Origin of the sequence: Nocardia brasiliensis NBRC 14402 (assembly GCF_000308475.2) — a bacterium.
GTDB classification, from domain to species: domain Bacteria; phylum Actinomycetota; class Actinomycetes; order Mycobacteriales; family Mycobacteriaceae; genus Nocardia; species Nocardia brasiliensis.
In genome coordinates, this window is sequence record NZ_BAFT02000090.1 from 13739 (window position 1) to 39704 (window position 25966).

The 25966-nt window shown below is 68.2% G+C and carries 20 protein-coding genes; 7 read left to right on the forward strand and 13 right to left on the reverse strand.

Going from position 1 to position 25966, the window contains the following annotated elements; translation table 11 throughout:
• Position 1: 1 nt before the first annotated feature.
• Both TY25_RS30925 and TY25_RS30935 read left to right on the forward strand, forming a co-directional pair.
• Positions 2-307 (forward strand): DUF1416 domain-containing protein, encoded by a 306-nt coding sequence (locus TY25_RS30925; protein WP_014981486.1) that lies wholly within the window; start codon positions 2-4, stop codon positions 305-307.
• Positions 308-577: 270 nt separating this feature from the next.
• The gene (locus TY25_RS30935; protein ID WP_042262066.1) at positions 578-1285 is read left to right on the forward strand and encodes a heme-binding beta-barrel domain-containing protein; all 708 of its coding nucleotides are present in this window, start codon (positions 578-580) and stop codon (positions 1283-1285) included.
• Between the two features lie 444 nt (positions 1286-1729).
• On the opposite strand, the gene cydC is transcribed toward TY25_RS30935, so the two are convergent.
• The 5 genes from cydC to TY25_RS30960 all read right to left on the reverse strand — a co-directional run bounded on the left by cydC (position 1730) and on the right by TY25_RS30960 (position 9276).
• Positions 1730-3583, reverse strand: coding sequence for a thiol reductant ABC exporter subunit CydC (gene cydC, locus TY25_RS42055; protein ID WP_042262068.1), 1854 nt, complete (start codon positions 3581-3583; stop codon positions 1730-1732).
• Positions 3580-5607, reverse strand: a complete 2028-nt coding sequence (locus TY25_RS30945) for an ABC transporter ATP-binding protein/permease (protein ID WP_042262069.1) — start codon at positions 5605-5607, stop codon at positions 3580-3582. Before TY25_RS30945 ends, cydC begins: the two co-directional genes overlap by 4 nt.
• 4 nt (positions 5608-5611) lie before the next feature.
• Entirely contained in the window at positions 5612-6634 is a 1023-nt protein-coding gene (cydB, locus tag TY25_RS30950) for a cytochrome d ubiquinol oxidase subunit II (RefSeq protein ID WP_042262071.1), read from the reverse strand.
• A gap of 9 nt (positions 6635-6643) precedes the next feature.
• Entirely contained in the window at positions 6644-8143 is a 1500-nt protein-coding gene (locus TY25_RS30955; RefSeq protein WP_042262077.1) for a cytochrome ubiquinol oxidase subunit I, read from the reverse strand.
• 212 nt (positions 8144-8355) lie between these two features.
• Positions 8356-9276: an aminodeoxychorismate lyase gene (locus TY25_RS30960; protein ID WP_042262078.1), complete on the reverse strand. Its 921-nt coding sequence runs from the start codon at positions 9274-9276 to the stop codon at positions 8356-8358.
• A 183-nt stretch (positions 9277-9459) separates the two neighbouring features.
• Between TY25_RS30960 and ygfZ the strand changes: the two genes are divergently transcribed.
• The 4 genes from ygfZ (at position 9460) to TY25_RS30980 (ending at position 12753) form a co-directional block, all read left to right on the forward strand.
• Positions 9460-10572, forward strand: a complete 1113-nt coding sequence (ygfZ, locus tag TY25_RS30965) for a CAF17-like 4Fe-4S cluster assembly/insertion protein YgfZ (protein ID WP_042262080.1) — start codon at positions 9460-9462, stop codon at positions 10570-10572.
• A gap of 107 nt (positions 10573-10679) precedes the next feature.
• Positions 10680-11420 (forward strand): MOSC domain-containing protein, encoded by a 741-nt coding sequence (locus TY25_RS30970; RefSeq protein WP_042262081.1) that lies wholly within the window; start codon positions 10680-10682, stop codon positions 11418-11420.
• On the forward strand, positions 11417-12370 hold the full coding sequence (locus tag TY25_RS30975) for an asparaginase (RefSeq protein WP_042262083.1): 954 nt from the start codon (positions 11417-11419) through the stop codon (positions 12368-12370). The genes TY25_RS30970 and TY25_RS30975 overlap by 4 nt, the downstream gene beginning before the upstream one ends.
• Before the next feature lie 176 nt (positions 12371-12546).
• On the forward strand, positions 12547-12753 hold the full coding sequence (locus TY25_RS30980; RefSeq protein WP_014981474.1) for a DUF3073 domain-containing protein: 207 nt from the start codon (positions 12547-12549) through the stop codon (positions 12751-12753).
• A 611-nt stretch (positions 12754-13364) separates the two neighbouring features.
• On the opposite strand, the gene purM is transcribed toward TY25_RS30980, so the two are convergent.
• From purM to purF, 6 genes are all read right to left on the reverse strand, one after another.
• The gene (purM, locus tag TY25_RS30985; protein WP_029898795.1) at positions 13365-14441 is read right to left on the reverse strand and encodes a phosphoribosylformylglycinamidine cyclo-ligase; all 1077 of its coding nucleotides are present in this window, start codon (positions 14439-14441) and stop codon (positions 13365-13367) included.
• Positions 14442-14666: 225 nt separating this feature from the next.
• Positions 14667-16379 (reverse strand): ABC transporter ATP-binding protein, encoded by a 1713-nt coding sequence (locus tag TY25_RS30990; RefSeq protein ID WP_042262086.1) that lies wholly within the window; start codon positions 16377-16379, stop codon positions 14667-14669.
• Positions 16376-17371 (reverse strand): ABC transporter permease, encoded by a 996-nt coding sequence (locus TY25_RS30995; RefSeq protein WP_226887513.1) that lies wholly within the window; start codon positions 17369-17371, stop codon positions 16376-16378. Before TY25_RS30995 ends, TY25_RS30990 begins: the two co-directional genes overlap by 4 nt.
• A 92-nt stretch (positions 17372-17463) precedes the next feature.
• Positions 17464-18474, reverse strand: a complete 1011-nt coding sequence (locus TY25_RS31000) for an ABC transporter permease (RefSeq protein ID WP_226887514.1) — start codon at positions 18472-18474, stop codon at positions 17464-17466.
• A 122-nt stretch (positions 18475-18596) separates the two neighbouring features.
• On the reverse strand, positions 18597-20213 hold the full coding sequence (locus tag TY25_RS31005; RefSeq protein WP_081869212.1) for an ABC transporter substrate-binding protein: 1617 nt from the start codon (positions 20211-20213) through the stop codon (positions 18597-18599).
• Between the two features lie 515 nt (positions 20214-20728).
• On the reverse strand, positions 20729-22309 hold the full coding sequence (purF, locus tag TY25_RS31010; RefSeq protein WP_042262092.1) for an amidophosphoribosyltransferase: 1581 nt from the start codon (positions 22307-22309) through the stop codon (positions 20729-20731).
• A 234-nt stretch (positions 22310-22543) separates the two neighbouring features.
• On the opposite strand from purF, the gene TY25_RS31015 reads away from it, so the two are divergent.
• On the forward strand, positions 22544-23812 hold the full coding sequence (locus TY25_RS31015; protein ID WP_042262094.1) for a YhgE/Pip domain-containing protein: 1269 nt from the start codon (positions 22544-22546) through the stop codon (positions 23810-23812).
• Between the two features lie 168 nt (positions 23813-23980).
• On the opposite strand, the gene TY25_RS31020 is transcribed toward TY25_RS31015, so the two are convergent.
• Positions 23981-24373 carry a sterol carrier family protein gene (locus TY25_RS31020; RefSeq protein WP_042262099.1) on the reverse strand — a complete coding sequence of 131 codons (393 nt, stop codon included), beginning with the start codon at positions 24371-24373 and terminating at the stop codon, positions 23981-23983.
• Between the two features lie 65 nt (positions 24374-24438).
• A complete protein-coding gene (locus tag TY25_RS31025) occupies positions 24439-25953 on the reverse strand; it encodes a serine hydrolase domain-containing protein (protein WP_226887077.1) in 1515 nt (504 codons plus the stop codon).
• Positions 25954-25966 lie beyond the last annotated feature (13 nt).

Genomic DNA, 25966 nt, shown 5'->3' on the forward strand with positions numbered 1-25966 from the left:
CATGTGTGCAGCACCTACCCAGGGTCAGGCCATCCCCGCCGGTGTCGACGTGGAGAAGGAAACGGTCATCACCGGCCGGGTCCTGAGCACCGACGGTCAGCCGGTGGGCGGCGCGTTCGTGCGCCTGCTCGACGGCAACGGTGATTTCACCGCCGAGGTCGTCGCCTCCGGCACCGGCGACTTCCGCTTCTTCGCGGCGCCCGGCGCGTGGACCGTGCGGGCGCTCTCCTCGGCCGGTAACGGCTCCGCGGAGATCCGCCCCGACGGTGCCGGAATCCACCCGGTGGACGTCGCGGTCGCCAAGTAAGAAACCGTACGCAGCAAACGGCCCCGGTGCTTCCCCTCACTATGAGGAGAACCACCGGGGTCGTTTGTGTACGCGGCCACGCGAGTCGTTAGACTCCAAATGTGGTCCTCTTCTTCGAGATTCTGCTGGTGGCTGTCGCCGTCCTCATCGGATGGTTCGGCCTCTACGTCTTCTACCGGCTGTTCACCGAGTCATGAGCGAGCGAAGCGAGCGAATCATGTCACAGCGTGCCTCGCGCATGCCTGAGGTGAGCGCCAGCGAGGCTCAGGCATGAGCGAACTCGCGAGCGAGGGTTCCAGTCCAGCCGAGCGAGCGAGTGAACAACTGAACGGCAACGGTTCGGCGGATCCGGCTCCCCGCCGCAGCGGCGACGCAGCCGTGTCCGAGGCTGCCGAGCGCGCCAAGTCGACCGGTGCGCGCAATATCCCCGGCCTGCCCGACCTGCCACTGCCCGAGGACACCGCGAACCTGCGCCTCGGCCCCGACCTGAGCTCCTCCATGCTCGCGCTGCTGCCCATGGTCGGCGTGTGGCGCGGCGAGGGCGAAGGCAACCACCCCGAGCGTGGCGACTACCGCTTCGGCCAGCAGATCATCGTCTCCCACGACGGCGGCGACTACCTGGCCTGGGATTCGCGCTCCTGGGTGATCGACGCCGACGGCAGCTACGGCGGCCCCGACCTGCGCGAGAGCGGTTTCTGGCGGGTCGGCATCGACGGCAACGACGAGGTCATCGAACTGCTGCTGACCCACAGCACCGGCATCGTCGAACTCTTCTACGGCCAAGCCCTCACCCAGTCCTCCTGGGAGCTGGCCACCGACGTGGTCATCCGCAGCCAATCCGGCATCGTCGTCGGCGGCGCCAAACGCCTCTACGGCATCGTCGAAGGTGGCGACCTCGCCTACGTCGAGGAGCGCGTCGTAGCCGACGGGCCGCTCGAGCCGCGCCTCTCCGCCCGCCTCCAGCGCTACATCGGCTAGGCCCTTCCTTGGTCAACTGATCACCAGGTACTGGTGGCGGGACCTTCTCGCACGATGCCGCCATGGTTACCTGGTGATCGCCTGACCAGCACGTCATCAGCGTGTCGACGCCCGGCGCGTTACGTGTGCTCCTCGATACTCCGGCCTTCACAGACCCGCGCCGCAGGCGTGGGGCACGCCGCAGCAAGCCCGCGCCAGCGGGCACACCAACCCCCCAAACAGGAACGACCCCCGAGCCATATCACGGGTGTAAACACCTGCGCGATCCCGATCGGACAAGACCGGGGGCTCGGGGGCCGGGTGGCTGCCTGGTATTCGCTCAGCGCTCGCGCGAACGGAGACCGTTGCAGCGGTGGCGCTAGCGGACAGCCACCTCACGAGTCCTATGAACATACATTCTTCGAACCACCTCCTTCCTTGTGTAAGAACGAATTTAGCGAGGAGTCAGCGGGTCGGCAACGGAATTTCTCGGTGGGCGGAAACTGCGCCCGGCCGACCGGGAAAATGCGTCGTCACCTGCCCTGATGCGTCCACGCGGACGATCGCGTCGGCGCGGTGATCCCCCGGCAACTGATGTGTGACGACGACCACAATCCGGTCGGGTTCCACCAGCCCGCTCTCGGCGTCGAGCAGCTCGCGCAGCAACTGTGCTCCCGCGTCCGCCTCGAGATGCTCGGTGGGCTCGTCGAGCAGCAGCACGCGCGCCGGCGAGACGAGTGCCCGGGCGAGCAGAATTCGACGACGCTGCCCCCCGGACACCGCGGCCGCACCACCGACCAGATCCGTGTGCACACCGTCCGCCAACCCGGCCAGCCATTCACCGAGACCCACTGTGCGCAAAGCTTTCTCAGCATCAGCCACACTGAGATCACCGCAGCCGACCCGCAGATTCTCCAACACCGACGTACCGAACAGATGCGCGTCCTCCGCAAAGAACGTGACCCCGGGACGGGGAGTATCGAACAACCCGGCCCACCGCATGAGCAACGTCGTCTTCCCAGATCCGCTAGGCCCCACCACCGCCACCCGACGCCCCGCCGGAATCTCCGAAACCGCCTGCGCCAAAGCACTATCCGACGAGTCGCGGGCCCGCACCGGGACCGCACCCCTGCCCGCTCCGACCTCGACGGACTCTGCCCCCAGGACATTCTGGCCACCAGCCGGTTCAACTCCTCGCCCGGACGCTCCACCGCTACTGACCTCGACATCGTCGACCACCGGCTGCGGGATGTGTTGGCCGCCAAGCCGCACGGCGGAGGTGTGGCGTTCGTCCTGCATCTCGTCGAGTTGGGTCAGGCGGTGCAGGGCGGCGCGGGCAGTGGTGAGGGATTGGGCGGCGGCGGGGAGTGGGCCGACCGCTTCGAATGCCGACAGCGGGAGCAGCATCAGGATGGTGAGTGCCATCGGCGTCATGGCGCCGGGAGTGCCGCCGGAGGGTCCGTAGAGGGTGATGCCGATCAGCAAGGCGCCCAGCACACTTGCGCCGATGGCGAGCGGCGTGGCCGCGGCGGACCAGGCACTGCGTGCCGCTGCCTGGTCCTCCGCGGCGACCGCGCGCCGAGAGGCTGCGACAGCGGCGGCGAGCGCGGCGTCGAGTCGGCCCGCCACCCGCAGTTCGGCCGCGTGATCGAGCACGGTCAACGACTGGGCGGTGAACTCGGCCCGGTCCGCTCGCACGGCGCGTTCCGCATCGCGTGCGGCCCGAGCCGACAGCCAGGGCGCCACCAACCCGGAAAGTGCCAGCGCCCCAGCCAGAATCGCTGCGGCCGCCACCGAAATCGTAGCGAGCAGCCCGATCGCGACGGCGGAGAGCACCACGGCCACCGCGACGGGCACGAACACCCGTACCACGACCGCGCCGAGATCATCGATATCGCTGCCCGTACGAACGAGCAGATCACCGCGCCGCAGCGCCGCCGCGCTCGCTCCTTGCGCCGCCGCATCTTTCGAGCGCGTCGGCCGGTACAACCAGAAGTCCGAGCGCGCCAGCGTGCGATACACCGTGGTACGCGCCGTCGTCATCGCCCGCAACGCCACATCGTGCGTCGCCAACCGTTCCAGGTACCGGCACAGCCCCCGCGAAATGCCGAGCGCCCGTACGGTGACCACCGCGATACTCAAATCCAGCACCGGCGGCATCTGCCAGGCCCGCGCGATCAACCAGGCCGCCAACGCCGCCAGCCCGAGCCCACTCCCGAGCGCCAGCACGCCCCACCCCACCGCCACCACCACACGCCACCGAGACACCCCCAGCAACGCCCACATCCGCCGCAGATCCCCCACCAGCACCCCGCTCATCCCCGCACCTCCGTCAGGGCGTTCGTGGCGGCACGGACTTGGATTACGTGGTCGGCGGCGGCGAGGACGGTGGGGCGGTGGCCGATGAGGACGACTGTGGTGCCGGCGCGGGCGCGGTGGCGTAGGGCGGTGAGGACGGCGGCTTCGCTGTCGGTGTCGAGGTGGGCGGTGGGTTCGTCGAGGAGCAGGAGCGGGCGGTCGGCGGCGAGAACCCGGGTGAGGGCGAGACGTTGGCGTTGGCCGAGGGAGAGGCCGACGCCGCCGAAACCGACGACGGTGTCCCAGCGGTCGGGCAATTCATCCAGGATCGCGTCGAAACCGGTGGCGACGCAGGCGGCTTCGAGATCGTCCACGATCCGTGCCGCCCCGTGCGCCGCGGGCATTTCCGCTTGCGCGCCGAACAACTCGAGGTTCTCCCGCAGCGTGCCGGGCACCAGCACGGGCCGCTGCGGCAACCAGGCCACCCGCGCCCACCACGCCGCCGAATCCAGTTCCCGCACATCGACCCCGTCCACCGTCACCGCCCCGCGATCAGGCTCGATCAACCCCAGAATCGCCTGCACCGCCGTAGATTTCCCACTCCCGTTGGCCCCAGCGAACACCGTCACCTCGCCCGGCCGACACACCGCCGACAACCCCTCGGGCGCGAAACCCCCACGCGCCCGCACAGACAACCCCCGCACCTCGACTACCCCACCAGACCCCGCCACCCCGGCTCCGCCCACATCCGAACGCCCCGATGACGCCAGGCCACCGGCCGCCGCATCAACACCACCGGCGGTCGAGCTACCGACGCAATCCAGCTGCCCTGCAACGCCGTCCGTATCCGAACGACCGCTCGAAGCATCGCGAACCCCGACGCTACCCGCATCCGGACGGCTCCGCTGACCACCTGCGGCGGACTTGCCGACCTGGTCGACCACCGCCGAAGAGTCGTCTGCCTGCGCCGAATCGGTTGCGAGACTATCCGATTCGAGTATCGCGAAGGCGCGATCGGCGGCTGCCATCCCGTCTTGGGCGGCGTGGAATCGTTCGCCGACCATGCGGAGTGGGAGGTAGACCTCCGGGGCGAGGATGAGGGCGACCAGGCCTGCGTACAGGCTCATTTCGCCGAAGACCAGGCGTAGGCCGATGGAGACGGCAATGAGGGCGACGCTGAGCGTCGCGAGCATTTCCAGCACCATGGAGGAGAGGAAGGCGATGCGGAGTGCCCGCATCGTCCGCTGCCGGAGCGCATCGCCCAGCTCGCGCACCCTGGGCACCATCGTGGTCCGGCGCAACTCGGCGGAATCCGCCGCATCCGCTTCGGCTGCACCAGAGCGGACCCCATCACCACCGCTGATCCGATCAGCCGACCCCGCACCGGCTTCCCGCCCCAACGCACGCAACGTCGGCATCCCGGCGAACAGATCGAGCAGCTGATCGGACAGCCGGGTGGTCGCCGCGAGTGTCGCCTCGGCCCGGCCCTGGGTGAGCAGTCCGATGAGGATCATGAAGATCGGGATGAGCGGCAAGGTGACGACCACGATCAGACCCGAGATCGGATCGTGTATCGCGATGACCGCCAACACGATCGGCGGCACCAGCACGGCGAGCAGCAGCGCGGGCAGGTAACCGGTGAGGTAGCCGCGCAAGCCGGACAGCCCGGTGCCGACGACGACCGCGAGTTCTGTTCTGCGGGTTTCGAGTTCACGCGGCGGCAGCTGCGCGCCGGCGGTCAGCACCGCGGTTTCGAGTTCCGCGACGACGCCGGCTCCGGCCCGGTGCCCGAGCCGTGACTGCCACCAGGTGGCCAGTACCCGCACGCCGAGAACGACTGCGAGCACCAGTATTTCGGTGCTCCACGCGCCGAATGTGCGCTGACCGGGTTCGGTGACGACCCCGGCCAGCACCCGGGCGAGCAGGACCGCCGCGACGACGATCGAACCGGTGATCACCAGCGACAGCAGCACACTCAGCACCAGGTAGCGGCGGGCCGAGCGCGCGTACCGCCACAGGCGCGGGTCGACAGGCGGTCGAGCCATGAGCTCAGTCCTTCAGCGAAAGCCCGATGGGCGCGGGGATCTGGTCGACGGTGATCCGCTTCCGGAACACCCAGTAGGTCCAGCCCTGGTACAGCAGCACCACCGGCGTGACCAGAACGGCGGCCCAGCTCATCACTTTCAGCGTGTACGGCGTGGACGACGCGTTGTGGATGGTCAGGTCGAACGCGGCATCGATGGTGGAGGGCAGCACATTCGGGAACAGCGAGCCGAACAGCAGCGCGGTTGCCGCCGCCACGGTGACGGCCGTGCCGGTGAAAGCCCAGCCGTCCCGGTCCGCGTACACCGCGACGCCCGCGCCGACCAGTCCGAGCACGGCCAGCCCCAACGGAATCCAGGTCCACCCGGTGCCGTAGGCCAGCTGCGTCCAGACACCGAAGACGCCGACGATTACCGCGGTGGGCACCAGCAGCAGTTTGGCGGTGCGCTGCGCGTCGGCTCGCACCTCGCCGCCGGTCTTCAGGCCGAGGAACACCGCGCCGTGCAGCGCGAACAGCAGTCCGGTGGTCAGTCCGCCGAGCAGTGCGTACGGTCCGAGCAGATCCCAAACCGAGCCGGCGAACTGTTTCTTCTCGTTCAACGGCACCCCGCGCACCACGTTCGCGAAGACCCAGCCCCACGCGAGTGCCGGTATCCAGGAACCGATTCCGATGCCGAGGTCACAGCGCGCCCGCCAACGCGGGTCGTCGATCTTGCCGCGGTATTCGATCGCGCAGATCCGCAGGATCAACGCCACCAGCAACAGCAGCAGCGCCAGGTAGAAGCCGGAGAACAGGCTGGCGTACCACTCCGGGAAGGCGGCGAACATGGCACCGCCCGCGGTGATCACCCAGACCTCGTTGCCGTCCCACACCGGCCCGATCGTGTTGAGCACCACCCGCCTTCGGGTGTCGGAGCCCTTGCCGAGGATCGGCATCAGCATGCCGACGCCGAAGTCGAAACCCTCGAGCACGAAGTACCCGGTGAACAGCACCCCGATCAGCACGAACCAGAACTCTTGCAAACTCATCGTCGGCTCCTAGTAGGCGAACGAAAGTTGTTCGACGGCAGGCTCTTCGCCGGAGCGTCCGGCCGGTCCCGCGGGTTTGTCCGGCCCCGAGTCGGTGGGCGGGCTCGCGGCGGGCTGTTCCGGTCCGTGCACCACATAACGCCGCATCAGGTAGAACCAGACGACGGCGAGCGCGCCGTACAGCAGCGTGAAGGTGATCAGCGAGAACAGCACCACGCCGGGCGAATGGTTGGACACGCCCTGCTGCACGGTCAGCCGCAGGTTCGGGTCGCCGGTCGGGTTGGGCGCGACAACCCATGGCTGCCTGCCCATTTCGGTGAACACCCAGCCCGCGCTGTTGGCCAGAAACGGCGTCGGGATGACGAGCAGGCTGAGCCAGGCGAACCAGCGCTGGTTCGGCACGCGCCCACGCCGGGTGAGCCACAGTCCGGCCAGGGCAAGCAGAGCCGAGCCGGCCGCGAGGCCGATCATGGCGCGGAAGGACCAGTAGGTGACGAACAGGTTGGGCCGGTAGTCGCCGACACCGTATTTCGCGTTGTACTCCTGTTGCAGGTCGACGACACCGGGCAGCGTGACGTCGCTGAACTTGCCTTTGGCGAGGTAGGGCAGCACGCCGGGTACCTCGAGCACGTGCGTGACGCTGTCGCAGTTGTTGTGCGTGCCGACCGTGAGGATGGAGAAGTCCGGGTCGGTCGCGGTGTGGCACAACGATTCCGCCGAGGCCATCTTCATCGGCTGCTGTTCGAACATCAGCTTGCCTTGCGTGTCACCGGTGAGGAACAGCGCGCCCAGCGAGACGAGCATCACCCAGATGCCGGCCAGGGCGGCGGGCCGCCACATGGTGCGCGCCTCGGTGATCTCCGCGGCGTCCCCGGTGCGCGCCTTGCGCACCATCCACCAACCCGCGATACCGGCGACGAAAGTGCCTGCCGTGACGAAGGATCCGGCGACCACGTGCGGAAAGGCCGCCAGCAGTGTGTTGTTGGTGAGCACCGCGACGATGCTCTCGAGTTCGGCGCGCCCGGTTTCCGGGTTGAACCGCGCCCCGACCGGATGCTGCATGAACGAGTTGGCGGCGACGATGAAGTACGCCGAGGCGTTCACGCCGATGGCGACCATCCAGATCGCGGCCAGGTGCGCGAGTTTCGGCAGCCGGGACCAGCCGAAGATCCACAGGCCGAGGAAGGTCGATTCCATGAAGAAGGCCACCAGACCTTCCAGCGCGAGCGGTGCGCCGAACACGTCGCCGACGAAGCGGGAGTATTCGCTCCAGTTCATGCCGAACTGGAATTCCTGCACGATGCCGGTGGCGACGCCGAGCGCGAAGTTGATCAGGAACAGTTTGCCGAAGAACTTGGTCAGCCGGAGCCAGTGCTCCTTGCCGGTGATCACCCACGCGGTCTGCATGGCGGCGACCAAGGGCGCGAGGCCGATGGTCAGCGGCACCAACAGGAAGTGGTAGACGGTCGTGATGCCGAACTGCCATCGCGAGATGTCCAGCGCGTTCACCTTTGAACCTCCTGCCGGTCTACGACGTGTCGTAGTAAAGACTACGCCGGAGGGAGGGTCGAGCAATGCGTCGTAGGACACGACACACCGGGCCTTTCGGCCCCGAAAAGACCTTCGCCGAGTTCGGGCGCGCCGGACCGCGCCTCGATTAGACGGAGATCACCTCGGCGGCGCCGGTCGTGGGCAGTCGACCGGACGTGCGGAGGCGGTCGTCACCAGTCGCCGATGGCACCCGCCCGCTCGACACCGCGGTCCACCAGATCGACGATCTCGGCCGCGTTGTCCGGCGCCGACATCCGCAGCCCGTCCAGCGAATTCACCCGCGCCGCGAGCGAGATGCTGGAGAGCAGCCAGATGCTGTCACAGGTCAGCAGGTCCGCGGTGAACAGCGACTTGTAGGTGCACTCCCAACCGGCCTTCTGCGCCTCGGCGAACAGCGCGCGCTGGGTGACGCCAGGCAGCACACCGTTTTTCGCGGGTGGGGTGAGCAGCTGCTTGTCCCGCGCGATCACCACGGAGGAGCGCGGCCCCTCGAGCACCCGGTTCTCGGTGCTGGTGAAGATCACGTCGTCGGCGCCCATCCGGGCGGCGAAACGCAGGGCCGCCATATTGGAGGCATAGGAGAGCGTCTTCGCGCCGAGCAACTGCCAGGGCGCGGCCTGCGCGAGATCGATCGAGATGCCCCGGGAGAGGGTCACCACCGCGACACCCTCGGTACGAGCCTTCTGCACCCGATCGGGCACGGGTAGCACCAGCACGTAGGCGGTCGGCACGGGCACCGCGGCCGCGAGATCACCGGAGGTGACCTTCTCCGCGACCCCGGACAGTTCCGAGTCACGCCCGCGGGTGAGCACCAGCCGCATCACACCCTCGCGATCGGCGCCCCACTCTTTCGCGGCCCGCTCCACCGCCGCACGCCACCGCCCCAGTTCCGGCTCCGGCAGATCGAGCGCCTGCGCCGAGCGGCGCAGCCTGCCTAGGTGGAATTCGATCGCGCACGCGTTGCCCGCACGCACCAGTACCGTTTCGAAAATACCGTCGCCCCGCAGAAGCCCGATATCGTCCGCATACACCAACGGCGCGTCCGCGTCCCGGACCGCGCCGTCGAGTGAGACAAGAACCCGATCTACCATGCGTCGAGACTAGGCGGTGTTGGTTGGTCGCGCTCAGGTCACGGCAGACTTCGGTCCATCTTTTACCGCGGGTCGCGCGGGGTTCATCACCGCGTCGTCGCCGGGCCGCCGAGATGGTGTCGCGAACGCGTTCCGCGAGCCCCGGTTCGGGCACCCATCGCGGACCCGGCCTACAGTGGAAACGTGTCCGTGGTCGTTGCACCCAGCCCCATCCTGTCTACACCGGGAGCCGTCGCGGGAGCGCCCGGTTCGCCGGATGCCGCCGTGGCGTGGCATTACGGTGACCCGCTCGGCGAACAGCGGACAGCCGTGCAGCGGGCCGCGGTCGTCGATCGCTCGCATCGATTCGTGCTGAACATCGCCGGCGCCGAGCGGCTGACCTGGCTGCACACCATCACCAGCCAGCACATCGCAGCCCTCACCGACGGGCAGTCCGCGGAAAGCCTCGACCTCGACCTCAACGGCCGGGTGCTGAACCATTTCGTGCTCACCGAACTCGACGCCACGGTGTGGATCGACACCGAAGGCGACCGCGGCCCCGCACTGCTGGAGTTCCTGCGCAAGATGGTCTTCTGGGCCGACGCGCAGCCGGTCGAATCCGAGCACGCCGTGCTCAGTCTGCTCGGGCCGAATGCGCCCGAGGTGCTCGCCGCGCTCGGCGTCGACTCCGTGCCCGGCGTCTACGAGGCCGTGGCGCTGCCCGGCGGCGGTTTCGTGCGGCGGATGCCGTGGCCGGTCGCCGACTCCTTCGACCTGGTGGTTCCGCGCGCGGAACTCGCCGACCGGTGGGGCAAGCTCGTCGCGGCGGGTGCCGCGCCGGCCGGCATGTGGGCGTTCGAGGCGCTGCGGGTCGCGGCCGTGCGCCCACGGATCGGCCTCGACACCGACGACCGCACCATCCCGCACGAGGCCCGCTGGATCGGCGGCGTCACCGAGTACGGCGCGGTGCACCTGGACAAGGGCTGCTATCGCGGTCAGGAAACCGTGGCGCGGGTGCACAATCTCGGCAAGCCGCCGCGGCATCTGGTGCTGCTGCATCTCGACGGATCCGCCGACGAACGGCCGGCGGCGGGTGACGACGTCACCGCGGGCGGCCGGGCCATCGGCCGCCTCGGCACGGTGATCGACCACTACGAACTCGGCCCGATCGCCCTCGCGCTGATCAAACGCACGATCCCGGTGGACACCCAGCTCACGGCCGGCCCGACGGCCGCGGCCATCGATCCCGACTCGGTGCCCGCCGACGACGCACCGCAGGCGGGCCGGCTCGCCGTCGATCGACTGCGCGGCCGCTGACCCACCGATGCCGATCGAATTCCGGAGGGGCGCAAGCCGCATGGCGGCGCGCCACCGCGCCGGCCCCGCGCACCCACCGACCAGAACACACCGCGAAAGGAGCGTCCATGCGCCCCGGTGACACCGGCGAAGTACTCGCGGTGTGCGTGGTGCACGCCGAGATCGAGGTACCCACTCGGGTCGGCCGCTCCGCCATCGACAAGCGACCGCGCCCGGACCGGGTGCCGGTGCGGGCGCTGGGTCTCGACGGCGACCACGTCTGCGACACCGCCCACCACGGCGGTGTGCACCAGGCGGTCTACGCCTACGCCGACGAGGACGCCCGGCGCTGGGCCGGCGAACTCGATCGGGAGTTGCCCGCGGGCTGGTTCGGCGAGAATCTACGCGTGTCCGGATTACCGATCAGCGACGCGGTTTTCGGTGCCCGCGTGGCCATCGGCGACACCTTGCTCGAGGTGAGCGCGCCCCGCGTGCCGTGCGCGACGTTTCAGCATTGGAGCGGAGAAGCCCAGTGGGTCAAGCGGTTCACGCTGCGCAGCGACACCGGCGCCTACTTCCGGGTGCTCACCGAGGGCACGATCGGCGCGGGCGACACGGTGACCGTGCAGCATGTACCCGAGCACGGCGTGACTGTCCGTGACCTGTTCACCGGCCAGGATCCGGATCTGCTGGCCATCCTGCTCGCCGCGGAACCGACCATCTCCGACGATGTGCGCATGCAGATCGAGCGGCACGCGCGCAGGCACGCGAACGCCGCACGCGCCGCGCAGCGCCGGACCGGCGCGGCCACCGTCTCCGGCGTCGCCGACCGGCGCGCCGCCGAACTCGACACGGGAGCACAGCTGTGAGTGTGGATCTGGTCGAAGTAGTCCGCTCCGGTTTCCGCGAGTGCGTGCACCGCGGCTCGGTGGTGATCCTCGATCCCGCGGGTGAGCCAACGCTCGCCCTCGGCGAGGTGCATCTGCCGATCTTCCCGCGCTCCACCAACAAGCCGATGCAGGCGATCACCTTGCTGCGGCACGGTTTCGAACCACTCGACGACGCCGAGCTCGCCATCGCGACCGCCTCGCACTACGGCGAACCCGATCACATCGCGCTGGTCCGCCGACTGCTCGACCGGTTCGGTTTCGACGAGAAATCCCTCGAATGCCCGCCGGACCTGCCGGTCGACGACAAGGCGCGGGCGGCCGTGCTGTCCGGGTCGCAGGAACCGCGACGGATCTACATGAACTGCTCCGGCAAGCATGCCGCGATGCTGGCGACCTGCGCGATCAACGGCTGGCCGACCGAGGGCTACCTCGACGTCGCGCATCCACTGCAGCAGGCGGTCATCGCCACCGTCGCCGAACTGACCGGCGAACCCGAGACCGATCTCGGCATCGACGGTTGCGGACTGCCGATCATTCCGGTCTCGCTGGTGAACCTGGCCCGGGTGTTCGCCACGATGGCCACTGCCGCGCCGGACGCGCCGGAGCGGCGCGTCGCCGACGCCATCCGCGCCCATCCGCGAGTGATTTCGGGCACCAACGCACCCGATTTGTCAGCTATGCAGGCCACCCCCGGACTCGTCTGCAAGATCGGCGCGGACGGGGTGCACGCGGGCGCGCTACCCGACGGCACCGCCTTCGCCTACAAGATCGACGACGGTCACGACCGTGCCCGAATGCCCCTGACGCTGGCCATTTTGCATCGAATCGGGGTCGATTGGTCCGACGCGCATGCCGAGTTGGCGGCCCCTGCGGTACTCGGTGGCGGCGCTCGCGTCGGCGTCATCCGAGCGATTCCCGGAGTGCTGTAGCCGCCCCGGTCAAGGGCGACAACCGGGCAAACGGAACCTCTTCGGGAGTTCTTCACCCACTCCTGGAAGCGAGACCGCCGGACACACGCTAAAGTGTCTGTCAGGAAGAGTATTAATTCGAACGGGGCCGCCAACCAAACCCCAGGCCGCCCCGCAGTGACGCGAGGGGGTCAGCCATGGGCCGTGGCCGGGCTAAGGCAAAGCAGACCAAGGTCGCACGCGAGCTGAAGTACAGCAGCCCGCCGAGCGACTTCGCGAGCCTTCAGCGCGAGCTTTCGGGCAGCCCCAACTCCCAACGGAGTGGTGTGTTGTCCGATGAGCACAACGCGGACGAGTCCTCTACCCGTTGGGAAGAGGACGACTACGACGACTGGCGCCGCTGACTCGAAGCAACGCATGAAGGGGGAGGTCGCGTGCCTCCCCCTTCAGCCGTTGCCCAGTGTCGACGGCCTCCGCCGAAAAGCCTTACAACACACCAGCGTCCCGCATCCGAGCGATGCGGGACGCTGCGTTGATTTCCCGATGCGTTGATTTCACGCTGCGCCGAGCACACGGGTCAGCACACCCGATGAGGTGAGTCCCCACTCCGCCGCTGGGCTCATCCCGCCGAACATCGACCTCCCTGCCGCGTCCCGAAGCCGAGCCGAGCCCAACGAGGATTCGACCCGACATCCGCAGCGCGCGGCCACCCGGCGCCAGCCTTGGGCACCGCAACCCAGCGGGCACCGGCACCTCAGTCTCCCGCGCACATCTCAGCGTCCCGCGCGCGGAATAGCCGACTATTTCGCGCGCGCCGCACCAAACGTGCGCGGCGATCGAATGGGCGAGGCTGACGGGGCTGCGAGGCCACGGGGCCACGGGGCACGCAAGCGTCTGCCCGGTGCATCACAGGGGTAGCTGCGGTGCACCGGGCAGGGGTCTTGCGTCTGCTCTGCGAGACGGGCCGACACAGCACGTGCGGCGGACGGACGCATGGTCGGCCGGACGCGAACTCTCAGAAGCGCGGGTGTTCGCCGACGAGGACGGCGCGCAGGGCGTCGGTGTCTTTGGCTTTCTTGACGGTGCCCAGGGTCCAGCATTCGATGTGGCGGGCGGTCAGTACGGCGAGGGCGCGGTCGACGTCTTCGGGGGCGACGACGGCGACCATGCCGACGCCCATGTTGAACGTCTTCTCCATCTCGACCCGCTCCACCCGGCCGCGCTGCGCGATCATCTTGAAGACCGGCGCGGGGTTCCAGGTGCCGCGATCCAGCTCGGCGACCATGCCGGCGGGCAGCACGCGGCCGAGGTTGGCGGCCAGGCCACCGCCGGTGACGTGGGCGAAGGTGCGCACATCGGTTTCGGCGATCAGGGCCAGGCAGTCCTTGGCGTAGATCTGGGTCGGCTCGAGCAGTTCTTCGCCGAGGGTCCGGCCGAACTCCTCGACGTGCCCGGTGAGCGACATGCGGTCGATGTCGAGCAGCACCTTGCGGGCGAGGCTGTAGCCGTTGGAGTGCAGGCCCGAGGAGCCCATGGCGATCACCACGTCGCCGGGACGCACCCGGTCGGGGCCGAGCACCGCGTCGGCCTCGACGACGCCGACGCCGGTCGCGGACAGGTCGTAGTCGTCGGCATCCATCAGGCCGGGATGTTCGGCGGTTTCCCCGCCCAGCAACGCGCAACCGGCCCGCACGCAGCCCTCGGCGATGCCGGAGACCAGCTCGGCGACCTTCTCCGGGACGACCTTGCCGATGGCGATGTAGTCCTGCAGAAACAGCGGTTCCGCGCCACACACCACCAGGTCGTCGACGACCATCGCGACCAGGTCCAGTCCGACGGTGTCGTGCTTGTCCATCGCCTGCGCGACCGCGATCTTGGTACCGACCCCGTCGGTGGACGCGGCGAGCAACGGCTCGCGGTAGCCGCCCTTCAGTGCGAACAGTCCGGCGAATCCGCCGAGGCCGCCTTGCACCTCGGGTCGGCTCGCCTTCTTCGCCAATGGCCCGAACAACTCGACTGCGCGGTCACCTGCCTCGATATCCACGCCTGCCGCGGCGTAAGAGGCACCACCACTGGGGGTCTGTTCAGTCATTTTCGGGGAAAGCTCCAAACCGAATCGGCGGATAGATGCCTGCTCACGCTACCGGAGACGAATAACAGCCCAGCACCGGTATTGCTTCGTGCTGCCCGCCTCTCGGCGTCTTTTACCGCTTGCCGGCGCCGCGGGACTTGACAACCTGGCCGGTGGTCGCGCCCCGCGGCGCCGTCGACGGGTGCCCGGCGAGTTACCCAGCTGCGCGGGAAATCACTCGCCAGATTATCCCGTCTGTACCTCGACGTCGTCGATCTCGGTGGCGAACAGTCCGGCGCTGGCCGCGCGCCGGCGCCGCTGCTCCACCGGATCGGGCACCGGCACCGCCGCGACCAGGCGCTGGGTGTACTCCTGCTGCGGTGCCCGCAGGATGCGATCCCGGTCACCCTGTTCCACCACCGCGCCGTTGCGCAGCACCACGATCCGGTCGGCGAGCTGATCGACCACCGCCAGGTCGTGGCTGATGAACAGGCACGCCCACCCACATTCGCGCTGCAGCTGACCGAACAGCTCGAGCACCGCGGCCTGCACGGAAACGTCCAGCGCGCTGGTCGGTTCGTCGGCGACGAGCAGATCCGGATCCAGCACGAGCGCCCTGGCCAGGCTGGCGCGCTGCCGCTGGCCGCCGGACAGCTCGTGCGGATACCGGCGTTCGGTCCCCGCGGGCAGTTGCACGTCGTCGAGCAGCTTGCGGACTCGCGCCTTGATCTCGGCCGAGCTGCCCGCCTGGTGCACGATCAGCGGTTCGGCGACGCACTCGCCGACGGTGAGCCGCGGATTCAGCGAGCTGGCCGGGTCCTGGAACACGAACCCGAAGCGCCGCCGGATCGGCCGCAGCTTGCGCCCGGACAGTCCGGCGATGTCCTGCCCGCGCACCTTGACCACACCCGAGGTGGGGCGTTGCAGCGCGGCGACGCAGCGGCCGATGGTCGACTTGCCGGAACCGGATTCGCCCACCAGACCGAGGGTTTCGCCCGGTCCGATGCACAGGTTCACATCGTCGACTGCGCGGAACGGCGGCCGTCCGAACGAGCCGGGGAACTCGACCACCAGATCGCACACTTCGAGCACCGGCTCGGCGGTCGTGTCGACCTCCTTGGCCGGGCCGTGTGCCAGCTGCTCGGTGCCCAGGTGCGGGACGGCCGCGAGCAGTGCCCTGGTGTAGTCCGCTTTCGGGCTGGCGAACAGCTCGTCCACCGGCGCCTGCTCGACCACCTTGCCGTTGCGCATCACCACGACGCGGTCGGCCAGGTCGGCCACCACGCCCATGTTGTGCGTGATCAGCACGATGGCACTGCCGATCCGGTCGCGCAGATCGCGCAGCAGTTCGAGGATCTCGGCCTGCACGGTCACGTCGAGCGCGGTGGTCGGCTCGTCGGCGATGATCACCTTCGGCTCGCAGGCGATGGCGATGGCGATCACCACGCGCTGTTTCTGCCCACCCGAGAGCTGGTGCGGGTAATAGTCCACCCGGTGCTCGGGGTCGGGCAGGCCGACCATGCGGAGCAGTTCGACCGCGCGCGCCTTCGCGTCCTTCTTGCTCATGTCCGAATGCGCGCGCAGCGCCTCGCCGATCTGGAAGCCGACGGTGAACAGCGGGTCGAGCGCGAGGCCCGGCTCCTGGAACACCATCGAGATCGCGCCGCCGCGCAGGGCGGTGAGCTGGCGTTCGTTCATCGAGGTGATGGTCTGGGTACCGAGGGTCACCAGACCGTTCACCCGCGCGGTCAGCGGCAGCAGGCCCATCGCGGTGCGCGAGCTCACCGATTTACCCGAGCCGGATTCGCCGACGATGGCCAGCACCTCGCCCGGATACACCTCGTAGGACACGTCTTTCACCGCGTACACGGGTCCGGCGTCGGTCGCGAAGGTGACCGACAGCGACGCGATGGACAGCGCGGGACGATCCCGCTCGGCCACCGGTACCGACTTGGTCATGACGTCTCCTTCCCGGCGGTGCCGTCCTTCGTCAGGCCGACAGCGGGCTCGGCTCCGGCTGTCGCCGTGGCACTTTCGGGGTCCGTGGCGGACTCGACGGTGATCGCGTCACCGGGCGCCGCCGAAACGGCGCGCCGGGTCCGCAGGATCGGGTTGAGCACCTCGTTGAGGCTCTCGCCGACCAGGGTCATGCCGAGCACGACGAGCACGATGGCGAAACCGGGGAAGATGCCGGTCCACCAGATGCCGTTGGACACGTCCGACAGCGCCTTGTTCAGGTCGTAACCCCATTCGGCGGCCTGGGTCGGCTCGATACCGAACCCGAGGAAGCCGAGGCCGGCCAGCGTGAGGATGGCTTCGGACCCGTTCAGGGTGACGATCACCGGCAACGACTGGGTGACGTTGGCGAAGATGTGCCGGAACAGGATTCGCGCCGTCGAGGCCCCGGTCACCCTGGCGGCATCGACATAGGGTTCGTTCTTCACCGCGACCGTCGCGTTGCGCACCACGCGGAAGTATTGCGGCACGAAGACGGCCGTGATCGCCACCGCCGCGGAGAGCACGCCGCCGAAGCTGGTGGAGCGACCGCCCGCGACCACGATGGACACCACGATCGCCAGCAGCAGCGTCGGGAAGGCGTACATGGCGTCCATGAACAGCACCAGCACCCGGTCGAACCAGCGGCCGAGGTAACCCGACAGCAGGCCGAGCGGTACGCCGATGAACAGCGAGAGCACCAGCGAGATCACGATCACGAACAGTGCGGTGCGCGCACCCCAGATCACCCGGGAGAACACGTCCTCACCGCGCACCGAGGTGCCGAACCAGTGGTCGGCCGAGGGCGCCTGCTGACGGACGAAATCCACGCCGTCGGCGGCACTTTGCGCGAAACCGTAGGGCGCGATCAGCGGCGCGAAGACGGCCGCGAGCACGAAGATCGCGACCAGGGCCAAGCCGAGGATCAGCGTCGCGCGTTGCAGGCCCGCGGTCATGGAGAACAGCCGCAGGCCGGGCAGGCGACGGCGGGCCGACGGCGGCACCGGCGGGGTCACCACCGGCTCGTTGAGCAATTCCGGTGCGGTCATCAGAACCTCACCCTCGGATCGATCAGTGCCACAAGGGCATCCACCAGGAAGCTCATCAGGGCGATGAACACCGCGATGAACGCGACGATGCCCTGCACCGCGACGAAGTCACGGGCCGCGAGGTAGGTCGCGAGTTGATAGCCGAGCCCCTTCCATTCGAAGGTGGTCTCGGTGAGCACCGCGCCGCCGAGCATCATCGCGATCTGCATGCCCATCACGGTGACGATCGGAATCATCGCGTTGCGGAACGCATGTCGTCCGGTGACGACCCGGCGGGACAGGCCACGAGCCCGGGCCGCGTCCACATAATCCGAACGCAGCGTCTGGATCAGGTTGATCCGCACCAGGCGCAGGAAGATGCCCGCGGTGAGCAGGCCGAGCGCGATCGCGGGCAGCACAGCGTGTTTCAGGACGTCGCCGATGTAACCGGCGTCGCCGTACAGGATTCCGTCGACCAGCATGATGTTGGTCTTCGGCGAGACGTGCTGCAGTTGCAGTTCCACGTTGGTGCTCGCGCGGCCGGCCACCGGCAGCCAGCCCAGCTTGACCGCGAACACCAGCTTGAGCAGCAGACCGACGAAGAACACCGGCGCCGCGTAGGCCAGGATCGCGAAGAGCCGAAGTCCGGTGTCCGACACCGAATCACGGTGCGTCGCCGCGTAACGGCCGAGCGGGATGCCGATCGCGAACGCGACGATCAGCGCCCAGAACATCAGCTCCAGCGAGGCGGCGCCGTAGGTGGTGATCACCTCGCTGATCTGCCGATTGTCCTGGGAGCGGCCGAAATCGCCGCGGAACAGGCCGGAGATGTACTCCCAGTACTGGGTCAGGATCGGCCGGTTCAGCCCGGCCGCCTCCTTGCGGGCCTCGATCTGGTCCTGGGTCATCCGGCCACCCATTGCCGCGCTGATCGGGTCACCGGCCACGCGCATGAGGAAGAAGACCACGGTGGCGAGAATCCACGCGGTCACCGGAATCAGCAGCAGGCGCACGCCCAGGTAGCGCAGCAGCGCGAGCTGGCGAGAATCACTCCCGCCCTTCCCTTTTCGGGGCACGCCGAAGCGCCGGGCCCGGGCCGGCGCTGGCTTCGTTTCTGGAGCAGCTATCGTCCCGGGCCCGGCTTCGCCGGATGTCACTTGCTCAGCACCGTGTAACGGAACTTGAAGGACGCGTCGAGTGTCTGCTCGACACCCTGCACATTCTTGCCCGAGACCGCGATCTGCTTGCCGGACAAGAGCGGAACGATCGGCAGATGGTTCTGCGCGAGGTCACGCTGCACGTTCTTCAAGATCTCCATGCGCTTGGTCTTGTCGTTCTCCGTGGTCTCCGCGGTCAGCTGCGCCGAGATGCTCGGATCCTCGAAGTGCGACTGCAGGAAGTTGTTCGGGCCGAAGAACGGGGTCAGGTAGTTGTCCGGGTCCGGGAAGTCCGGGAACCAGCCGAACTGGTAGAGCGGGTAGGAGTCGCGGGCGCGCTCGCGCTGGTAGCTCACCCATTCGGTGGACTGCAGGTTGACCCGGAACAGGCCGCTGGCCTCGAGCTGCGACTTGATCGCCGCGTATTCCTCGGAGCTGCTCGAACCGTAGTGGTCCGGGTTGTACTGCAGGTTCAGCTCGACCGGGGTGGCGACGCCGGCGTCGGCGAGGAACTTCGCCGCCTTCTCCTTGCTCGGATCGGCGCCGTAGATGTCCTTGAACGGCTCGGTCGCGCCCGGAACACCCTGCGGCACAGACGAGTACGCGGGCAGGTAGGTGTTCTTGTACACGCCCTTGGCCAGCGCGGCCCGGTCGACGGTGGACGCGAGCGCCTTGCGCACGGCCAGCTTCTGCTCCGGCGTGCCGCCCGGCATGGTGTTCATGTTGAACACGATGTAGCGCAGCTCACCGCCGGGGCCCTCGTGCACGGTGACCTTGCTGTCGCCGCGCAGCGATTCGATATCGGTGGGCGTCAGCGACCGGTATGCGACGTCGAGCGACCCGTTCTGCAGGTCGAGCTTCATGTTGTCGGTGGTGGCGTAGTACTTCGTCGACACCGTCTTGGACTTCGGCGTGCCGAGGATGCCGTTGTAGTCCGGGTTCGCCTTGTACTCGACCAGCTTGTTCTTGTCGTAGCTGGCGATCGTGTACGGGCCCGAGTAGCCCTTGGCCTTGACGACTTCCTCGTCGGCCATCACCTTGTCCGCCGCGTACACCTTCTCGTCGACGATCGGGCCGGCCTGGGTCGGCAGGATCGCCGGGAAGGTCTGGTCATTGGCGACCTTCAGCGTGAAATTGACCGTGCGGTCGTCCGGGGCGTCGGTCTTCTCGAGGTTGCCGAGCAGCGACGCGGGACCGTTCGGGTCATTGATCTTGACCATCCGGTCGAAGGAGAACTTGACGCTCTTGGCGGTCAGTGGGTTGCCGTTGGCGAACTTGAGGCCCGGCTTCATGGTGCAGCTGTACACCGTCGGGCTGGTGAACTCGCACTTCTCCGCGGCGTCCGGCTTCGGGGTCGCGTCGCCGGGCGCGAAGTTCAGTACGTACTGGTAGAACTGCGTTTCCGCGACGAGGGAGCCGTTGTCATAGGCGGCCGCCGGGTCGAGCGAGAAGATTTTGTCCGTAGTGCCGGCAAGCAAGCCACCACCGTCACCACCGTCACCGGTCCGGCCCGAACCGCAGCCGGCCAAGGCAGACGCCACCAGCGTCGCCAGGCCGACGGCCGCGATAGTTCGCGTCCGGGTCCGGCCCCCAGGTGTTTTCGAAACCAACATCAGGGCCCCACTTCTCGAGCGCCACACCGCGTTGTCCTGGATCGCAGGCCCGGTGCGGACACAATTGAACATCCGATCTGACGGGCACCGTACCCACGAACCATTTCCGGCACGTTGCGTTTTCACAGAAAAGATTGCCGGGACGTGAGCCAGCGTTGCAAATAGTGCATCACAGGGGCCAGATCACCGGACGAATGTCCAGGTTCTGGCTAGAACGTCCGATTCCGCGTCTCGAAGACGCCACGGTTCCAAAATGGACAAAACACCGGGAACCATGCGGCGCGCGAATTCGACTCGCCGAAAGTCGCGACCCGGCAAGCGCGCACCTCAGCGCGCCGACCGACGATCATCGCGGCAAATAGAACCGTCCCGGAAACACCCCGCGCGGTGTCGGGGTTACCGGCACTCGCCTGAACAGTCGATCAGGGACACTGCGCAGCCGTACCGAAACGGCCGGAAAAGCCACGAGGCGAGCCACCGGAGTGACTCGCCTCGCTTACCGCGAAAGATTGGGACTACGGGCGGCTGAGCGCGCTGGCGTTGGCGTTGTCGGCCAGCAGGGCCGCCTCGGACTGGCCGGTGAGCATGCCCTCGAGCACGTTCTTGCCGATAGCCGCCTCGGTGGGCAGCGGGATCGGGTAGTGGCCGTCGAAGCACGCGCAGCACAACCGCGAACGTGGCTGCTCGGTCGCCGCGATCATGCCCTCGGTGGAGATGTAGCCGAGGGTGTCCGCGCCGATCGAGCGGCGCACCCCCTCCACCATCTCGTCGAAGCTGCCCTCCGCGCCGGAACCGTTGGCGATCAACTCCGCGGGCGAGGCGAAGTCGATGCCGTAGAAGCACGGCCACTTCACCGGCGGCGACGCGATCCGGACATGGATCTCCAGCGCGCCCGCCTCACGCAGCATCCGGATGAGGGCGCGCTGGGTGTTGCCGCGCACGATCGAATCGTCCACCACGATCAGCCGCTTGCCGCGGATCACCTCACGCAACGGATTGAGCTTGAGCCGGATGCCGAGCTGACGGATGGTCTGGCTCGGCTGGATGAACGTGCGCCCCACATAGGCGTTCTTCATCAGGCCTTGGCCGTAGGGCACGCCGGAACCCTGCGCGTACCCGACCGCGGCCGGCGTGCCGGACTCCGGCACCGGGATCACCAGGTCGGCCTCGACCGGATGTTCCTTGGCCAGGCGGCGACCGATCTCGACCCGGGTGGCATGCACCGAACGGCCGGAGATCGTGCTGTCCGGCCTGGCCAGGTACACGTATTCGAAGACACAGCCCTTGGGCTCGGGGTTGGCGAACCGCATCGAGCGCACGCCGTCGGCGTCGATCGCCAGCAGTTCGCCCGGCTCGATCTCCCGGACGAACGCCGCGCCGACGATGTCCAGGGCCGCGGTCTCACTGGCAACAACCCAGCCACGGTCGAGCCGGCCGAGGCACAGCGGGCGCACGCCGTGCGGGTCGCGCGCGGCGTAGAGGGTGTGCTCGTCCATGAAGGTCAGGCAGAACGCGCCCTTCAAGGTCGGCAGCAGTTCCATCGCCGCCTGCTCGATGCTCGAATCGGCAGAGGCGTGCGCGAGCAGCGCGGTGATCACGTCGGAGTCGGAGGTCGCGGCGATCGGCTGCGGGCGGCCGTTCGCCACCGTCGCGCCGATGAGTCCGAGTTCCCTTGCCCGGCCCGCCAATTCGGCGGTGTTGACGAGATTGCCGTTGTGGCCCAGGGCAAGTCCGGAGCCGACCGCGGTGGTGCGGAAGATCGGCTGTGCGTTCTCCCAGGTCACCCCGCCCGTGGTGGAGTAGCGGCAGTGCCCGACGGCGATATGGCCCGGCATGGCGGCCAGCGTCTGCTCGTCGAAAACCTGACTGACCAAACCCAGGTCCTTGAAGACCAAGATCTGCGAACCGTCGGAGACCGCGATGCCCGCCGCCTCCTGGCCGCGATGCTGCAGGGCATAGAGCCCGTAGTACGTGAGCTTCGCCACGTCCTCGCTCGGGGCCCAGACACCGAACACGCCACACTCCTCGCGTGGCTCGTTCTCGTCCTGATCGGGGGTGGCGGATGTGCTTACGACCGGCAGTTCGGCGTTGGTCACCGTTTGCTCCCTGTTCGGGCGGGCTGGGGGCGATTTCATTCTACGGGTGAAACTTCGTTCGCGATCACTCGCCACCGCATCCGGACAGCAATCGAGCACGCCCCAGGACCCGGCGCAGGCGGGCCGGTAACTGTTACCGTGCCTGCCGTGACGACTACCGACAGCGCGGACACCGGCGGCGGAGCGGGATCGAACACGGCGGGAACGGGACCGCAGCGCCGGCCATGGGCCCGTATGGTGCTGTTTCCCATCTCCGTGCTGACCCTGCTGACCGCTCTGCTCGGCATCATGTATCTGGATTACGTCGTCGATCCGGAGAAGAACCTGCACGACTTTCCGATCGCCCTGGTGAATCAGGATGTGGGCGATGTCATCAAGAAGGCCGACGGGCAGCAGCAGGTCAACTTCGGCGAGCAGATCACCGAGGCACTGCGCACCGGGGTGCCCGCGGACAAGGTCGACCTGCAGGTGATCAGCATCAGCGAGGCCGAACGGCAGCTGCAGGCCGGCAAGGTCTACGGCGCGATCGTGATTCCGAGTGACTTCAGCAAGCAGCTCGGCAATCTCGGCATCGGCAGCGTGATCCCCGGCGACCTGGAACGCCCGATCATCACGCTGCAGACCAACCCGCGCACCGGCGCGTTCGGCACCCAGATCGTGTTGCGGGTCGGCAATCAGGCGCTGACCGAAGTGAACAAGCAGGTCGGCAAGCAGCTCACCGATCAGGTGAACGAACAGCTGAAACCGCAGCCCGGCGGGCCGCCCGCGCCCGAACTGTCCGGCGCGACCCGGCTGGCGATCGCCGATCCGGTGAAAGTGGTCGTCCAGCAGTATCGCCCGCTGCCCGACGGCACCGGCCAAGGCCTGTCCGCGTTCTTCTACGCGCTGCTGTTGCTGCTGGCCGGCGTGGTCGGCGCGATGGTCATCCACACGATGATCGACGCCCAACTCGGTTTCATTCCCACCGAATACGGGCCGTGGTACGTGCACTATCCGCCGACGCCGATCTCCCGCTTCCGCACCCTGCTGATCAAGTGGGGCGTGCTGGTGGTGACCGCGAACATCGTCTCGGCGGTCTTCCTGATCGTCGGCAAGATCCTGGACATGCCGATCGACCATCCGCTCGCACTGTTCCTCTACAGCGCGCTCGCCATGATCGCCGTCGGCGCCACCGGGTTGTCCATGCTGGCCGCGATCGGTTCGGCGGGCCTGCTGGTGAACCTGATCCTGTTCATCATCCTGGGCCTCCCGTCCTCCGGCGGCACCGTCCCGATCGAGGCGACCCCGCAGTACTTCGGCTGGCTCGCCTCCTTCGAACCGATGCACCAGGTGTTCCTCGGCATCCGCGCCATCCTGTACTTCGACGCGAATTTCGCAGCGGGCCTGTCCCGTGGCGTCTGGATGGCCGTCCTCGGCCTCGCCATCGGCCTGGCCTTCGGCGCCGCCATCACCCGCTTCTACGACCGCAAAGGCCTGCACCGCACCAACCGCGTCGAAGCCTGACCAGCATTCTCACCGCGGATCTGCGGGACGGGCGGCTCCGCGCCGGTGTCAGCTATGCCGGCGCGGCCGAACCGCCGTCGCTCGCCGCCCGTCGCACGGTGGGCGGCTATCTGCTCGACGGGACCGCACCGTTCGTCAGCGCGGGGCGCCAGTGGGCCACCGCAGGGTTCAATCCGTGGTGAGGCGGGCGATGGGGAGCCAGTGGGCTACTTCGGGGGCGCGGTTGCCGGAGGCGGTGAGGGTGCCGGCGGTGCCGGCGGCGTCGAAATCCAGGAGGCCGGTGGCGAGGAGTAGCCAAGTGCGGGGGTCGGTTTCGACGACGTTCGGGGGTGTGCCTCTGGTGTGGCGGGGGCCCTCGATGCACTGGACCGCGACGAACGGTGGCACCCGGACCTCCACCGAGTGGCCCGGTGCCGAAGCGGCCAGTGTGCGGGCCGTCGCGCGGACCGCCGCGGCGAGTTCGGTGCGCGCAGGCGCCGCCGCCGATTCGTCCCGCAGCCATTCGCTCACCGCATCCACCGCCGACCGCAACTCGGCCGGACTCACCGTCTGACGTGCCACCCCACCGACATTACCGACGCACCCCCACCCCCGATCCGACGCCCCGGCGCCCTCGCTACCCGGCTTCAGGGGGTGGGATGTTTGGGGGTGGCGCGCATGCCTACGTAGCAGGCTTCGGTGCCGTCGGTGAGGGTGCTGAAGACGACGGGCATGTAGTCCTCGCTGAATGAGGGGCCAGCGCCGGAGGCGGCGAAGACGGTGGGCGAGACAGGGGTGAGGTCCATGCTCAGGGGCGGCGACATGTCCTTCATGTCGTCGACGAATTCGTAGAGCATGTGCGCGGATCCGTCCGCGCGCTTGCTGACCGTGATCACGACACCGGCCCGCCGATAGGTGCCGACGAACGGCGCGATGTCCACCTGCACCGGCGGGTCGGCCGGGGCGAAAGCTTCCGGCACCCGCACCCCGGCCAATTCGCCGAGCAGCTCACGGAACAGCGACGCGTAAAGCTGGCGCGCGCCACCACCATTGGTGAGCAGCGCGACCGCCACCCCGGCCGCGGGGACGACCCGCAGGTACGCGTACTGGCCGATCGCGGCACCGTCGTGGCCGAATCCTTTGATGCCGTCCCAGTCGTACAAGGTCCAGCCCAGACCCCATCCGTCCGCGCTGACCGACCACTTGTCCGGCACCTCCACCACCTGATCCTGCATCGCCGCAACGGCTTGCGCGGACAGCAGCACGGTGCCGTCGGCGGCGCGACCACCGTCGAGGTGCAGGCGGGCGAACCGCACCATGTCGCCAGCGGAGGTGATCACCCTGGCCATCGGCGCGACCGCACGCGGCATGATGTCCCACTCCGGCGCGGGTTCGGGGTAGGCCCCCGGCGCACCGAGGTGGCTCATCGCGGTGGGGAACTTCAGCGCCTGTTCCGGCAGCGTCACCAGCTGGCCGAGGCCGAGCGGGGTGGCGATCAGATCCTGTAGTGCCTGATCGAAGGTGGTGCCGGTGATCACCTCGATGATGCGCCCGAGCACTCCGTAGCCCAGGCTGCCGTAGGACATCGCCGTCCCCGGTTTGCAGTCGAGCGCGACTTCCCTTGCCGCCGCGACATATCGGGCGAGGCAGTCGTCGCCGCGGCCACCGTCGAAGTTGAAGTCGTTGGTCACGCCGCCGGTGTGGCTGAGCAGCTGACGCACCGTGATCTGCTGGGTCGCTTCGGCATCCGGCGTCGCGAACTCGGGCAGCACATCCCGCACCCGGGCGTCGAGATCCAGTTTGCCGGCATCCGCGAGCCGCACGATCATCGTCGCGGTGTAGACCTTCGCGACCGACCCGCACAGGAACACCGCATCGGTGGTGACCGGTACACCCGTGCCGCGATGCAGTACCCCGCTGGCGATTTCGTGGATTTCGCCGTCGACCAGCACGGCCAGCGCTGCGCCGGGCACATGGTGCGTGGCACGCAGTTCGTCCAGCCGCTGCTGCCAATGCGCCAGGGAAAACGCGTGCCCAGCCGCATTTCCACCTGGCTTCCGGCCATCTTCGACGCCCTGGTTCACCGTGTTCGACATGTCCTTCTCCTGCCCTGCTTCCAGTCGGCGCGTACGCCGTTCTCCTGCTGCGAACACTGTACTCATGGCAGAACGTTGT

Bases quoted from the DNA above. Each gene is read 5' to 3' on its own strand.
- TY25_RS30925 (WP_014981486.1), top strand. From the start codon at position 2: ATGTGTGCAGCACCTACCCAGGGTCAGGCCATCCCCGCCGGTGTCGAC.
- TY25_RS30935 (WP_042262066.1), top strand. From the start codon at position 578: ATGAGCGAACTCGCGAGCGAGGGTTCCAGTCCAGCCGAGCGAGCGAGT.
- cydC (WP_042262068.1), bottom strand. From the start codon at position 3,583: ATGAGCGGGGTGCTGGTGGGGGATCTGCGGCGGATGTGGGCGTTGCTG.
- TY25_RS30945 (WP_042262069.1), bottom strand. From the start codon at position 5,607: ATGGCTCGACCGCCTGTCGACCCGCGCCTGTGGCGGTACGCGCGCTCG.
- cydB (WP_042262071.1), bottom strand. From the start codon at position 6,634: ATGAGTTTGCAAGAGTTCTGGTTCGTGCTGATCGGGGTGCTGTTCACC.
- TY25_RS30960 (WP_042262078.1), bottom strand. From the start codon at position 9,276: ATGGTAGATCGGGTTCTTGTCTCACTCGACGGCGCGGTCCGGGACGCG.
- TY25_RS30970 (WP_042262081.1), top strand. From the start codon at position 10,680: ATGCGCCCCGGTGACACCGGCGAAGTACTCGCGGTGTGCGTGGTGCAC.
- TY25_RS30980 (WP_014981474.1), top strand. From the start codon at position 12,547: ATGGGCCGTGGCCGGGCTAAGGCAAAGCAGACCAAGGTCGCACGCGAG.
- purM (WP_029898795.1), bottom strand. From the start codon at position 14,441: ATGACTGAACAGACCCCCAGTGGTGGTGCCTCTTACGCCGCGGCAGGC.
- TY25_RS30990 (WP_042262086.1), bottom strand. From the start codon at position 16,379: ATGACCAAGTCGGTACCGGTGGCCGAGCGGGATCGTCCCGCGCTGTCC.
- TY25_RS30995 (WP_226887513.1), bottom strand. From the start codon at position 17,371: ATGACCGCGGGCCTGCAACGCGCGACGCTGATCCTCGGCTTGGCCCTG.
- TY25_RS31005 (WP_081869212.1), bottom strand. From the start codon at position 20,213: ATGTTGGTTTCGAAAACACCTGGGGGCCGGACCCGGACGCGAACTATC.
- TY25_RS31015 (WP_042262094.1), top strand. From the start codon at position 22,544: ATGGTGCTGTTTCCCATCTCCGTGCTGACCCTGCTGACCGCTCTGCTC.
- TY25_RS31025 (WP_226887077.1), bottom strand. From the start codon at position 25,953: ATGAGTACAGTGTTCGCAGCAGGAGAACGGCGTACGCGCCGACTGGAA.